This window comes from Tabrizicola piscis (assembly GCF_003940805.1).
GTDB lineage: Bacteria > Pseudomonadota > Alphaproteobacteria > Rhodobacterales > Rhodobacteraceae > Tabrizicola > Tabrizicola piscis.
Map to the genome: position 1 here is coordinate 586241 of NZ_CP034328.1, position 12247 is coordinate 598487.

The window sequence follows — 12247 nt, forward strand, 5'->3', positions numbered from 1 at the left end:
AGGCAGGGCTTGCATTGGCGCGTGCGGACGCGCAATCAGGGCGCGTGACCGACGCAACCGATCAGACCGTGCTGTCCCTTGCGGCCCTTGGCTGGACCGAGGCGCTTGGCGACCAGCTTGGCCCGGACGAAACCGGGCTGGACCGGATGCGGGTGGCCACCGTTCACCGCGCCCGGATGACGGCCATGTCGGCGCAAGGCCCCGTGCGGCTGCTTCTGGCACCGCAGGCCAACACCGCCGACTATGCCGTTGGGGACTGGGTGCTCGTCGAGCCGGAAACCCATCGGCTGATCCGCAGGCTTGATCGGAACACCGTTCTGCAGCGGCGAACCGAAGGCGGGGGGGCACCGCAACTGATCGCGGCGAATGTGGACACGCTGTTCATCGTGACTTCGTGCAATGACGATCTGAACCCCGCACGGCTGGAACGCTATCTGGCCTTGGCGAACGAGGCCGGGACAACCCCGGTGATCGTGCTGACCAAGGCGGATCAGGTGGAAGATCCCCAGCCCTTCGTGGACCGGGTGACGGGCCTGCAGCGCGATTTGCAGGTCGTGACGCTGAACGCCAAGGCCCCCGAGGCGGTGGAGGTGCTGGCACCGTGGTGCGGGCCGGGGCAGACGGTGGCGCTGGTCGGCTCGTCGGGTGTGGGGAAATCGTCGCTGCTGAACACGCTGGCCGACAAGGCCCCGGACGAAGCGCAGGCGACGGGCGACATCCGGGAAAGCGATGCCAAGGGTCGGCACACGACGACATCGCGGTCCTTGCACGCGATTGCCGGGGGCGGCTGGGTGATCGATACACCGGGCATCCGCACGCTGCATGTCAGCGACCTGTCGGTCGGGCTGGACGTGCTGTTCGCCGAAATTGCCGAACTTGCGCCGGACTGCCGGTTCCGCGACTGCACCCACGCGCATGAACCGGGCTGTGCGGTGCTGGCGGCGGTGGCTGCGGGCACGCTGGATCAGGCCCGGGTCGATCGGTGGCGCAAGCTTTGGGAAGAGAACCGGACCAATACGCCCGTCACCTCTGGCCCGCGGGGCAACAAGACGACACTGGCCCGCGGCAAGCGATACTGACGCGCCGAAGGCCCTTGCCACCCGACGCTGGTTGGAACTTTCCCCGCCCCCATGAGTTGTGTTGTCGAGCCATGTCGCTCAAGGCAACAATGGGAGTCCGACCGATGGACCACGCAATGCACACGCCGCTTGAAGCGGCCGAAATCAACGAAAGCAACCTGATCGACGCCGTCATCTATGGCCCGTTCGACGAAAAGATCGGGACGGTGTCACATGTTCACGGCATGGGGCCGACGACACAAGTGATCGTCGACGTGGGTGGCTTTCTGGGCATTGGCGCCAGGCCGGTGGCGCTGGACGCAAACCAGTTGAACTTCATGCGCGCCGAGGATGGCAGCGTTCACGCTGTCACCACCTGGACCAAGGACGAGGTCAAGGCCCTGCCCGAGCATCACCACTGACCTTAGGGCAAATGACTTTGGCCTTATGACACAGAGCCATGAGCCCCGCACCCGACACGCCCGGGCGCCCTGCATTCTTTGGGCGCCCGGATGGCTACCCGCTTCCCGTTGATCGTCGTGATGCGCTTGACCGCACCCTCTCCTCGGGTCATGTGATGGCTGATCTGGCCTGAAACTGCCCTCACCGGGCTTCGCGGCGGGTGCTCAGGGGTCACGACAGCTTCTTTCACCGCATCACGGGCATTCAGCATGACATATGACAGCCTCATGGCCGCACTGCGCGACAGCGACGTGATGCTGCCCTTGCTTTACAGCCTCGGCGCCGGGGCGCTGGTCGGTCTGGAGCGTGAGTTTCAGGGCAAGCCCGCAGGCCTGCGCACCCATACCCTTGTCTGCTTCGCCTCCGCGCTGATGACGCTGGTCGGCCTTCGGATGGACGAGTGGACCGCCCAGTTGCCACTGGGCACACAGATCGTGTCGGACATGGCCCGAATGCCGCATGCGATCCTGACCGGCATCGGGTTTCTGGGCGCTGGCGTGATTTTCCGCGAAGGTGCCACGGTGCAGGGTCTGACGACCGCAGCGTCGCTTTGGCTGACGGCGGCCTTGGGGATCGTCTTCGGCGCCGGACTGCTTGAACTTGGGGTGATCGGGACGGCGGTTGCGTTGACTGTTCTGGTCCTGCTGCGGCTGGTTCAGCGCGTGTTGCCGCCCAAGCCCGAACTTCGTGTCGAGATCGCCGTGAAGATCGACGACGGCTATGACGCGGCACAGCTTGCCTCCACGCTTGCCTCACAGGGGCTGCATATCGCGTCGATGTCGATCGAGGAAGATCGTGCCACAGGGCTGCGCCGCTACCGGATTCTGGCGTCCGAGACGAAAAGGCCGGTCGACGCTGCAGGCCTGATCCAGGCATTGCATAAGATCGGGGCGCTGCAAGAGGTGGCGATTTCGCCACTGGAGCATAACCCCGACGCTGGCCGCTGACGCGGAAGGCACGGTCGTTGCGAGTTTTCCCGTTCCCATCGGGACAGTTGCTTCGCGCCCTTTGTCAGCCCGCCGGGTCCATCAATGTGCCGAGGAAACGCGAGAAGAGTTCACCCTGCGAGTTGATGTTCAGCTTGGCATAAATGTTGCGCCGATGGATGCGGACGGTGCCCGCCGCGATGCCCAGAACTTCCCCGGTCGATTCAGCTGAATGGCCTTTCAGGGTGAACTCGGCCACCTCGCGTTCGCGAGGTGTCAGGATGCCGTCGCCAAATCGCCCAAGCTCGTAAGCGATGGCCCGCCGCTGCCGTCCGGCAACCGTTGGCTCGGCGGTCTTGCGAAACTGCCGTGACAGGCCGGCCCAGTGCCGCTTGGCGATGGCGGCCACAAAGGGAACGAGCGCCTGCAGCGCCGTATACTCCTTCTGCGTGAAGGGCTTTTCAGCCCGCATCAGGGACAGCACCAGAGATGCCTTTCCGGGCAGATCGACGAAATAGGCGATCTCTTCGGCAAGGCCGGTCTGGGCATAGTAGTTGCGGTAGTATTCGCCCTGATAAAACCGGTCCGGCGCCAGATCGCGCAGGCGGTACAGGCCGGGGGCAACAGGCTGGGTGGCGGCCAGAAAGAACGGGTCGAGCAGATAGGGCCCCGCCTGATAATCGGTCACGAAGATCTTGCGCTTGCCGGGCGGAAAATCGTCGTAGACGTCCAGTGGCGGACTGGTGCCCTTGTAGCCGAACATGACGGTATAGGTGAACGGGGCCACATGCCGCAAAAGATCGGCCAAGGACCGGGGCAAGTCGGGACTGTCCAGCGCGGCCACGACCGCACCCGCCATCGGCCAGAGCGAGACACTCACCCGCGCGGTCCGATCTGCGAACATACCCTATTTGTGATATATACAGCCAAAGGGTCTTCTCCTACGCTTTTCCCAGTTTCATAGGATAGACGCGGCCCCATGCAAAGCCAGATCGACCATGGCGCAGGAGATCAGGCCGACCGGCCCCTGATTGCCGAGTTTCGCGCGGCGACCAAGCGCTACGGCGATGTGCTGGCCGCTGATGCCCTGACCTTCGGCATTGGTGCGGGCGAATTTCTGTCGTTTCTTGGCCCGTCGGGCTGCGGCAAGACCACCGCCCTTCGGATGCTGGCGGGCTTTGAAACCCCGACCTCTGGCGAGGTCTATCTTGACGGCGACCGCGTCACCGACGTGCCGGCCTACCGCCGCCCGGTGAACATGGTGTTTCAGCACTATGCGCTGTTTCCGCATATGACCGTTGCCGACAACATCGCCTACGGCTTGATGCAGCGCCGGCCCAAGCCCGACCGTGCAGACGTGGCCCGCAAGGTGGACCGGGCGCTGGAGATGGTGCGGCTGGCAGGTTTCGGGCCCCGCCGCATCTGGGAGATGTCGGGCGGCCAGCAGCAGCGCGTCGCCTTGGCCCGCGCCATCGTCAACGAGCCGAAGGTCCTGCTTCTGGACGAACCGCTTGCCGCCCTTGACCGCAAGCTGCGCCGCGAGATGCAGATCGAATTGCAGACCCTGCAACGCCAGCTGGGCATTACCTTTGTTCTGGTCACGCATGATCAGGAAGAAGCGCTGTCGATGTCGGACCGCATCTGCATCATGCAGGGCGGGCGCATTGTGCAATCCGGCTCTCCCAGCGAACTTTATGATCGCCCGATCAGCCGCTATGTCGCTGATTTTGTCGGGAAATCGAACTTCATCGACGGCATCGTTTCCGCCCTTTCCGCCACGGGTGGCCAGATCGAGACCCCCTTCGGCCAGCACTTTCAGGGCCGGGTTTCGGGGGCGCTGGCGCAAGGGGCCAAGGCTACGCTCAGCATCCGTCCTGAACAGATCGGCCTTGCCCATGCCGCCCGCGCCGGGGCTGAACCTGTCACGGTCATCAACCGGATCTTCCTTGGCGAACATACCGAATACCTCGTCCGGCATGCCGCCTTGGGTGACCTTCTGGTGCTGGTCGCCCGACAGGCCGAAGCACAGGAGGGGAGCTTTGCCCCCGGCGACACGGGCCATGTGTCCTGGGCCGCCGACTCTGGCCTTATCCTCGCTCAAGACTGAACAAGACCAACCAACAGGGAGATTTCAGCAATGACCGACAAGATTGACCACATCTCGCGTCAGAAGTTCATGGAAGAACTGCGGCGCTACCAAAAGGGCTCGGTAAGCCGGCGTCATTTCCTTGGCGTGACCGGCCTTGGTGCCGCAAGCGCCGTGCTGGGGGCTGCCATGCCCGGCCTTCTGCCGCGCGCGGCCTTGGCGCAAGGCATTGGCGACCGTGTGGGGCTGGCGACCTGGCCCAACTATCACGACGCTGCCAACTTCGACGCCTTCACCGCCGAAACCGGGGCGGCCGTGCAGGTCAATGTCTTCGGGTCGAACGAGGAAATGCTGGCCAAGCTGCAGGCGGGCGGTTCGGGCTGGGATGTCTTTGTGCCGACCAACTACACCATCACCACCTATGTCGAGCAGGACCTGATCGAGCCTTTGGATCTGGCCCTGCTGCCCAACTACGACGCCGCCAGCTTTGACCAGCGCTTTGCCGGGCCCGGCACGGTGGATGGCAAGCTTTACGCCGTGCCGAAAAACTGGGGGACCACCGGCTTTGCGGTGAACACCAACCACACCGGCGGCACGACGCCCGCCACCTGGAAAGAGTTCTTTGATCTGACCCAGACCACCTTCTCGGGCCGGACGATGGTGCATGACTATCAACTGACCACCATCGGTGCGGCGCTGAAGGCCTTTGGCTATTCGTTCAACTCGATCGACCCTGCGGAACTTGCCAAGGCGGAAGAGCTTTTGCTGGCCACCAAGCCGCATCTCTTTGCGATCAATTCGGACTACCAGCCGTCGATGCGGTCGGGCGATGCCTGGATGACGATCTGCTGGACGGGCGACGGCAAGCAGCTGAACCGCGACATGCCGGAGATTGCCTATGTCCTTGGCCGCGAAGGCGGTGAGCTTTGGTCGGATTTCTACGCCATTCCGAAGGGTGCCCCGCACCGTGAGGCGGCCTATGCCCTGATCAACTTCCTTCTGACGCCCGAGGTCAACGCCAAGGAAGCGCTGTTCCACGGCTATCCGGTGGCCGATGCCCGGGTGAACGCCCTTCTGCCGCCCGAGGTGCTGAACGATCCGATCCTCTACCCCGCGGCAGACCTCCTGAACGCGCTGGAGTTTGGCGCAGCAGCCACCTTGACCGATCCGAACCGGGCCGAGCTGATGGCCCGCTTCAAGTCGGCGTAAAGTTCATGCAGCGGCGGCTTTCCACATGGCTTCTTCTGGCCCCCGCGGGGCTGTGGTTTGCCGTCATGCTGGTGCTGCCGCTGTGCTTCGTCCTTGTCTTCAGCTTTGGCGAGCGTGAGGCGGCGGGCGGCTACGTCCCCGCCTTCACCTTCGCGCAATACGCCAACCTTCCCGCCCGCGGCACGGCCTTTCTGAACACGCTGATGCTGGCGCCACTGGGCACGCTTCTGTCGCTGCTCATCGCCTATCCGCTTGCGTATTTCCTCGCGATGCGGGCCAGCCCGCAGTGGCGAACGACCCTGCTGATCCTGGTCATCGTGCCCTTCTGGACCTCCATCCTGATCCGCAGCTATGCGTGGATCTTCATCCTTGGCGGGCAAGGTCTGCCCGCCTTGATCGAATGGCTTGGGCTTGGCAGCTACCGTCTGATCAACACGCCCTTCGCCGTGCTGACGGGCATCGTTTACGGCTATCTGCCGCTGATGGTCCTGCCGGTCTATGTCAGCCTTGAACGGCTGGACAAGCGCCTTTTGGAGGCCTCGGCAGACCTTGGGGCGCCACCCTTGCGCAGCTTCCTGCAGGTGACCCTGCCCCTGTCGCTGCCGGGCGTGGCCACCGGCTGCATGCTGGTCTTCATCCTTCTGATGGGTGAGTTTCTGATCCCCGCCATGCTGGGCGGCGGCAAGGTGTTCTTCATCGGCAATGCGCTGGTCGATCTGTTCCTGCAATCGCGCAACTGGGCTTTTGGCGCCGCCGTGGCCGTCACGCTGGTTGTCATCATGCTCGTCACCGTGTCGCTTTACATGTGGCTGATGCGCCGCATGGGTGGTGTGCGCGATGACGTGGCGCTGATGTAGGGTGGCCGGGATGCGCCTTTACGCCTTTGCCGTCTACCTGTTCCTGTACCTGCCGATCGCGGTCATCGCGATCTTCAGCTTCAACGCGGGCCGCCATGCCAGCCAGTTCACCGGGTTTTCGGTGCAATGGTATGGCAAGGCCCTGTCCAACCCCTTTGTGATCGAGGCGCTGTGGAACAGCTTTGTCGTGGCCCTGTCCTCGGCCCTGATCGCCAGCGTGTTCGGCACGATGGCCGCTTTGGCCCTGCAAGGCATGAAGGGACGCGTGCGCATGGTTGCCGATGCGCTGATCTATGTGGCGGTGATGGTGCCCGGCATCGTCATCGGCATTGCGACGCTGATCGCCCTTGTGACGCTGTTCGGCTGGATCAACCCCCTGCTGGCCAGTCTGGCGCCCGAGGGACAGGCCCCGCAGCTGGCAATGGGCTACGGATCGCTGATCGCGGCCCACGCGCTGTTTTCCATGTCTCTGGTCATCATCATCCTGCGCGCCCGGCTGGCAGGCATGGACCGCAGCCTGATGGAAGCCTCAGCCGATCTTTATGCGCCCCCCTTGGCGACGTTCCGGCAAGTCACGCTGCCCTTGATATTTCCCGGGATCCTTGCGGGGTTCCTGCTCAGCTTCACCTTCAGCTTTGACGATTTCATCATCGCCTTCTTCGTCGCCGGGTCCGAGACCACTTTGCCGATCTATGTCTTTTCCTCGATCCGCCGCGGCGTCACGCCTGAAATCAACGCCATCGGCACCATGGTCCTGGCGGTGTCGCTTCTCCTGTTGATCGCAGCACAAGTGATCTTGCGGCGTGGGCCAAAGACCGGGGGCACGGATGCTGCTTGAGGGACGCGTGGCGTTTCTGACCGGGGCCGGGTCTGGCATTGGGCGGGCCGGGGCGCTGGCGCTGGCGCGGGAAGGGGCGGTTCTCACCGTCACTGATCTGGACGGCGCGCGGGCGCAAGGCGTGGCCGAGGAAATCCGTGCAGCCGGGGGCCGGGCCGAGGCGATGGCGCTGGACGCCGCCGACGATGCCGCCGTTCAGGCCGCGATAGACGCCGTTGCCGCGCGGGGCCGACTGGACATCTTGCATTCCCATGCCGGAATTCAGGTGCCGGGCCGGCTGACCGAGGTCAGCCCGGACGGCATGGATGCCTCATGGCGGCTGAACGTCCGGGCGCATTTCATCGCGGCCCGCGCGGCGATGCCGCATATGCAACGCCAAGGAAAGGGGTCGATCATCATCACCGCGTCAAACTCCGGCGTGCAGTATGACCGCGGCATGATCGCCTATTGCACGACAAAACACGCGGTCATCGCCATGACCCGGCAGATCGCAGCAGACTACGCCGCCGACAATATCCGCTGCAACGCCCTGTGCCCCGGCTTTGTCGACACCCCGTTCAACCGGGGGTTTGAGGCGCAGATGGGCGGACGGGCAGCGTTGGAAGGCTATGTGGCCCGGTCCATCCCGATGGGACGCTGGGCCGACGTCGATGAAATTGCGGCCAGCATCGTCTACCTCGCCTCGGACCTTGCCAGCTTCATGACTGGCCATGCGCTGGTAATCGATGGCGGGGAAAGCCTCTAGGCGCGGAACTGCATCCGATCGTCCAACCATCCAGCGCATCTCAGGCTGCCCCTTGACGTGGATCAAGGCATCTGCGCCCGGTTTCCGGCACTCTTTCGCATGTCAGTGATCATTGTCCACTTCAGCATGCTGGGAGGAAATCATCATGCCCGAAGCAACCATTCAAAAGCGCGAGTCGATTGAACGTTCGATAGCCGGATACCTTGCGGCTGGCGGGGTGAATGAGCACAGCATGCGCCTGACCCTTGCGGCGGCGCATGACGAGGGCTTTGCCGTAGGTGACGAGGTCATCTGTGCGCATGGCGGGCCTACGGGTGTGATCATTTCGATCGCAGGCCATGACGCCGTGATCTCATGGGCGTGCCGCGGGAAATCGACCGAGCACCTGACCGATCTTAGCCATATCGAGCACGAGACCTGACTGGCACAGGCCCTTTCGGGCCAACGCCAAGGCTTCAGGTTTCGGATCGATGCATCGGTCGGCGGCCAGACTGGCGACACTCCAGCCGATGCGTTCGGATGCCAACCGCTTTCATTATGGTGGAAAGTGGTGGCGAGGGGGGGACTCGAACCCCCGACCCCGCGATTATGAGTCGCGTGCTCTAACCAGCTGAGCTACCTAGCCACTGCGGGGCGGATTAAGGGCGCTGGCGGCCAAGGTCAAGGGTCAATCGGCACTTGATCAGCGTATTGCACGGCAGCTTGGCCGCTAGCGCGCCACCCTTGGCCGGCCCGAGGCGGTAGCGGTCACCATCGCCTCGATGAACATCTGCCGACCCTCGATCTCAACCTCCTTGACGGCGCGGTCGACGGTCAGGCGCAGGTCCACCGCCCCCGCCTGCCGCGCACGGTCGGACGCTTCGGCCACCAGCACCGCTTCGACCGCCGAAAGCGCGGCTTCGGCCGTGGTGAACACTTCGACGCCGCGCGCCAGATGCGCGACGAAGCGCCCCTCGGCCGGGGAGGAGACTACCGCCTGCGCCCGCTGGCTGATCTGGCCCGCAACCGCCCCGATCGCATTGGCGACGCCCGCGTGTTCGGGCAGGATCATCTTGCAGCCCAGCCGGTCCCCGACCGCGCCGTACCAGGCGGGAGCTGAGGCCCCAAGCCCGATCACCGGCACGCCAAGCCGCAGCGACACTTCGACCACGCCGCGATGCTGCGCAAGACCAGCCACCGCGAGGGGGTGCCGCGCGAGGTCTTCCGGCACCCTGTCCGCGAAAGCCGCATCCTCGCCAAAGGCCGCTTCCAGCAGGCAATCGACGGTCTGCTGGGTCAGTTGGTCGACCACGGCTTGCGCAAAGGGCTGCGGACCCGTCGCAAAGCGTTCGCCTGCCCCGGTCCGCCGCCGCGCGATCAGCTGCAGTGCCTTTTCCGCCGCTGTCCCGTCCCATGCGTCAAGCCGCCCCATCACATGCGCCGCATCCGACGGGGTGACGCCCGAGATCATCACCAGACCCCGCGCCACCAGCCGTTCCAGCGCTGCCACCTCAAGACGTGAGGTCAGCGCCGCCGCCATGGTCATCGGCCGGTCAATCCGGTCCAGCACCGCCAGTTCTCGCGCGGACAGCCCGCCGCGCTGGCCCGACATCGGCACGACAAAGCGGCCATCCATTTCACCCACCGCATCAGCCGACAGCCAGCGGTCAAGGGCCGCGTGCACCATCGGGCCATGGTCCACCGCCAACAGCGACACCGGGATCAACCGCCGCGGGCCCAGCCGCAGACCGCCGGTCAGGCCTTCAGTCACCAGATGCACCTCGCTGTCGCCGCCAAGGCCGGTCGTGCGCATCGCCACCGCCTCGACCATGGTGCGAAAGCCGCCGACGCGCGCACCTTCGGGGTCAATCTCCGGCAGACCGTCGCGCAGCAGGGCCACATCCGTCGTCGTCCCGCCGATGTCGCTGACCAAGGCGTCCGAGGCCCCCGTCAACCAGCGCGCGCCGACGATGCTTGCGGCAGGGCCGGACAGGATCGTCTCGATCGGGCGCTCGCGCACCATGGCCGCCGAGATCAGCGCCCCGTCGCCACGCACGACCATCAGGGGCGCATCAATGCCCACTTCCTGCAGGTGCCGCTCACAGGCCGCGACCAGCCGGTCGATCATCCCGATCAGCCGCGCGTTCAAGACCGCTGTCAGGGCCCGCTTCGGACCGTTGAGATTGGCGGACAGCTCATGGCTGCAGGTCACCGGTCGCCCGGTCACCCGGCGGATCATGTCGCGCGCGGCCAGCTCATGCGCCGGGTTGCGCGTGGCAAAGCGCGCGGCGACGGCGAAACCGCTGACCTCCTCGCCCAGGGCGCGGACCCCCGCCTCCAGCGCGGTCAGGTCCAGCGGCACGGCTTCGGTTCCGGCATGGGTGTGCCCGCCGGGCAGTTGCAGCACCGGATCGCCCTTCAGCGCTTCGGTCAGCCCGCCGCGGCCAAGGTCCCCCGCATCAAAGCCGATGAAGACCAGCGCCACCCGCGCGCCCTGCCCCTCGACCAGCGCATTCGTGGCCAGCGTGGTGGACAGGGACACCAGCGCCACATCGCCCACGGCCACGCCCGCTGCGGCAATCGCCGCATCCACCGCCTGCCCGATGCCCACCGCCAGATCGTGCCGGCTGGTCAGCGCCTTGGCCTTGCCAAGGATCAGGTTCGCGCCTTCATCAAGGATCACCGCATCGGTATAGGTGCCACCGGTATCGACACCCAGAAAATAGGCCATGCTGCGCGCCCCGTGCTTGTCTGCTGATCTGCCAGCTAGAGCAGCCGCACCGTCCTGTCAGCCCCGGAAACGACATCACCCGTCGGGGGACCGCCGCTTGCGACGCGCCGCCGTGGGCAATTTCAGCATCGTGCGGTACTTCGCAACCGTCCGCCGTGCCAGCGGCGCGCCGGTTCCCGACAGCGCCACGGCCAGCGCCGCGTCGCTCAGCGGCGCGCGCGGGTCTTCGGCGGCGATCAACTGGGCCAGCCGGTCGCGCAGGGCACCGGCGGCAGGGCCACCCTCTTGCGTGGCCTGGGTGAACAGGGCCCGCAGCCACCATGTGCCGCGGGGCGTATCGACTGCCGTGCCGGCCACGACACGGCTGACGGTGCTTTCATGCAGCCCAACCGACACCGCGACATCCGCCATGGTCATCGGCACCAGCGCGCCCATGCCTTCCTCCAGCGCCGCGACCTGCCTGACCAGAATCTCCTGCCCGACAGCAAGAAGCGTGACATTCCGCCCCTCGACCATGCGCAGGATCGCGCGCGCCTCGGCCCGGCCCGGCCCCTTCCCTTCGGCCAGCGAGACCGATGGCAAGGCCGACCGGTTGATCGCCACCGTCCAGCCCGAGGCCCCCTTTTCCGCCACAAGGTCCGGCTCGCGGATCGGTGCCGCATAGGGTTCGAACCCGGCGCCAGGCTTTGGGTCATAGCCGCGCAGGCGACCGATCCGCAGGCGCACGGCATCTGGCGACACCCCGGTTTCGCGGGCAAGACGGTCAATCTCGCCCCGGGCGACCAGATCAAGCCGGTCCAGCACCGCGGCCATGATGGCGTCCATCTCGTCCGCATCTTCGGCTTGCAGGCGCAGACACTCGGCCAGATTGCGGGCGAAAAGCCCGGTCGGCTCCGCACGGGCCTGCAATCGGCGCAGCATCAGTTCGACATCGGCCAGCCCCACCCCGATCCGCGCGGCAATGGCCGTCGGGCTTTGCCCCAGCCAGCCGGAAGGCTCCAACGCGTCGGCCAAGGCATCGGCGATGCGCGCCTCACGCGGGGAGAGGTCGAGCCCGGCGATCATGCCGAAGACATGTGACACAAGGCTGGCCCCCGCCGCCGCCTGCTCCGGCGGTTCGGCCCCGGCCCCCAGCGCCGACTTCCAGCGTGGCAACCAGTCCTGCCCCGAGGCCCGTGTCAGCACCAGTTGCGGGTTTTCCGCCGCCTGTTCCTCCAGATAGCGCGACAGGCCCTGCGCATCGCTGCGCAGGATGCGGATCGACGTCGCAAGCCCCATCGTCAGCTTCAACCGCTGCGTCTGCTGGATCGAGATGCGGTTTCTGGACTTCATCGAACCCTGCCCCTTTGCCGATGG

At 65.5% G+C, this 12247-nt stretch carries 13 protein-coding genes and 1 tRNA gene; 10 read left to right on the plus strand and 4 right to left on the minus strand.

Annotation, left to right across the window (positions count from 1 at the left end):
- Positions 1 to 44 precede the first annotated feature (44 nt).
- From rsgA to EI545_RS02770, 4 genes are all read left to right on the plus strand, one after another.
- Positions 45 to 1079: a ribosome small subunit-dependent GTPase A gene (gene rsgA, locus EI545_RS02760; RefSeq protein WP_245990256.1), complete on the plus strand. Its 1035-nt coding sequence runs from the start codon at positions 45 to 47 to the stop codon at positions 1077 to 1079.
- Between the two features lie 104 nt (positions 1080 to 1183).
- Positions 1184 to 1480, plus strand: coding sequence for a PRC-barrel domain-containing protein (locus EI545_RS02765; RefSeq protein WP_125324053.1), 297 nt, complete (start codon positions 1184 to 1186; stop codon positions 1478 to 1480).
- A 38-nt stretch (positions 1481 to 1518) separates the two neighbouring features.
- The gene (locus EI545_RS21740; RefSeq protein WP_281275743.1) at positions 1519 to 1653 is read left to right on the plus strand and encodes a hypothetical protein; all 135 of its coding nucleotides are present in this window, start codon (positions 1519 to 1521) and stop codon (positions 1651 to 1653) included.
- A gap of 76 nt (positions 1654 to 1729) precedes the next feature.
- Positions 1730 to 2467: an MgtC/SapB family protein gene (locus EI545_RS02770; RefSeq protein ID WP_216842480.1), complete on the plus strand. Its 738-nt coding sequence runs from the start codon at positions 1730 to 1732 to the stop codon at positions 2465 to 2467.
- A gap of 64 nt (positions 2468 to 2531) precedes the next feature.
- Here EI545_RS02770 and EI545_RS02775 read toward each other — a convergent pair whose 3' ends face one another.
- Positions 2532 to 3350, minus strand: a complete 819-nt coding sequence (locus EI545_RS02775; protein WP_245990258.1) for a helix-turn-helix transcriptional regulator — start codon at positions 3348 to 3350, stop codon at positions 2532 to 2534.
- A 75-nt stretch (positions 3351 to 3425) separates the two neighbouring features.
- Between EI545_RS02775 and EI545_RS02780 the strand changes: the two genes are divergently transcribed.
- The 6 genes from EI545_RS02780 to EI545_RS02805 all read left to right on the plus strand — a co-directional run bounded on the left by EI545_RS02780 (position 3426) and on the right by EI545_RS02805 (position 8602).
- The gene (locus tag EI545_RS02780; protein WP_125324054.1) at positions 3426 to 4553 is read left to right on the plus strand and encodes an ABC transporter ATP-binding protein; all 1128 of its coding nucleotides are present in this window, start codon (positions 3426 to 3428) and stop codon (positions 4551 to 4553) included.
- Positions 4554 to 4583: 30 nt separating this feature from the next.
- Positions 4584 to 5741: an ABC transporter substrate-binding protein gene (locus EI545_RS02785; protein ID WP_125324055.1), complete on the plus strand. Its 1158-nt coding sequence runs from the start codon at positions 4584 to 4586 to the stop codon at positions 5739 to 5741.
- 5 nt (positions 5742 to 5746) lie between these two features.
- On the plus strand, positions 5747 to 6598 hold the full coding sequence (locus EI545_RS02790; RefSeq protein WP_125324056.1) for an ABC transporter permease: 852 nt from the start codon (positions 5747 to 5749) through the stop codon (positions 6596 to 6598).
- Positions 6599 to 6608: 10 nt separating this feature from the next.
- On the plus strand, positions 6609 to 7436 hold the full coding sequence (locus tag EI545_RS02795) for an ABC transporter permease (RefSeq protein WP_125324057.1): 828 nt from the start codon (positions 6609 to 6611) through the stop codon (positions 7434 to 7436).
- Positions 7426 to 8181, plus strand: a complete 756-nt coding sequence (locus tag EI545_RS02800) for an SDR family NAD(P)-dependent oxidoreductase (protein ID WP_125324058.1) — start codon at positions 7426 to 7428, stop codon at positions 8179 to 8181. The genes EI545_RS02795 and EI545_RS02800 overlap by 11 nt, the downstream gene beginning before the upstream one ends.
- A gap of 145 nt (positions 8182 to 8326) precedes the next feature.
- Positions 8327 to 8602, plus strand: a complete 276-nt coding sequence (locus tag EI545_RS02805) for a preprotein translocase subunit YajC (RefSeq protein WP_125324059.1) — start codon at positions 8327 to 8329, stop codon at positions 8600 to 8602.
- A 127-nt stretch (positions 8603 to 8729) separates the two neighbouring features.
- Here EI545_RS02805 and EI545_RS02810 read toward each other — a convergent pair.
- The 3 genes from EI545_RS02810 to EI545_RS02820 all read right to left on the minus strand — a co-directional run bounded on the left by EI545_RS02810 (position 8730) and on the right by EI545_RS02820 (position 12223).
- Positions 8730 to 8806: transfer RNA gene (locus tag EI545_RS02810), tRNA-Met, on the minus strand.
- Positions 8807 to 8890: 84 nt separating this feature from the next.
- The gene (locus EI545_RS02815) at positions 8891 to 10891 is read right to left on the minus strand and encodes a hydantoinase/oxoprolinase N-terminal domain-containing protein (RefSeq protein ID WP_125324060.1); all 2001 of its coding nucleotides are present in this window, start codon (positions 10889 to 10891) and stop codon (positions 8891 to 8893) included.
- Positions 10892 to 10966: 75 nt separating this feature from the next.
- The gene (locus EI545_RS02820; RefSeq protein WP_125324061.1) at positions 10967 to 12223 is read right to left on the minus strand and encodes an RNA polymerase factor sigma-54; all 1257 of its coding nucleotides are present in this window, start codon (positions 12221 to 12223) and stop codon (positions 10967 to 10969) included.
- Positions 12224 to 12247: the final 24 nt, after the last annotated feature.

Bases quoted from the DNA above. Each gene is read 5' to 3' on its own strand.
- EI545_RS02765 (WP_125324053.1), top strand. From the start codon at position 1,184: ATGGACCACGCAATGCACACGCCGCTTGAAGCGGCCGAAATCAACGAA.
- EI545_RS21740 (WP_281275743.1), top strand. From the start codon at position 1,519: ATGAGCCCCGCACCCGACACGCCCGGGCGCCCTGCATTCTTTGGGCGC.
- EI545_RS02770 (WP_216842480.1), top strand. From the start codon at position 1,730: ATGACATATGACAGCCTCATGGCCGCACTGCGCGACAGCGACGTGATG.
- EI545_RS02775 (WP_245990258.1), bottom strand. From the start codon at position 3,350: ATGTTCGCAGATCGGACCGCGCGGGTGAGTGTCTCGCTCTGGCCGATG.
- EI545_RS02780 (WP_125324054.1), top strand. From the start codon at position 3,426: ATGCAAAGCCAGATCGACCATGGCGCAGGAGATCAGGCCGACCGGCCC.
- EI545_RS02785 (WP_125324055.1), top strand. From the start codon at position 4,584: ATGACCGACAAGATTGACCACATCTCGCGTCAGAAGTTCATGGAAGAA.
- EI545_RS02790 (WP_125324056.1), top strand. From the start codon at position 5,747: ATGCAGCGGCGGCTTTCCACATGGCTTCTTCTGGCCCCCGCGGGGCTG.
- EI545_RS02795 (WP_125324057.1), top strand. From the start codon at position 6,609: ATGCGCCTTTACGCCTTTGCCGTCTACCTGTTCCTGTACCTGCCGATC.
- EI545_RS02800 (WP_125324058.1), top strand. From the start codon at position 7,426: ATGCTGCTTGAGGGACGCGTGGCGTTTCTGACCGGGGCCGGGTCTGGC.
- EI545_RS02805 (WP_125324059.1), top strand. From the start codon at position 8,327: ATGCCCGAAGCAACCATTCAAAAGCGCGAGTCGATTGAACGTTCGATA.
- EI545_RS02815 (WP_125324060.1), bottom strand. From the start codon at position 10,891: ATGGCCTATTTTCTGGGTGTCGATACCGGTGGCACCTATACCGATGCG.
- EI545_RS02820 (WP_125324061.1), bottom strand. From the start codon at position 12,223: ATGAAGTCCAGAAACCGCATCTCGATCCAGCAGACGCAGCGGTTGAAG.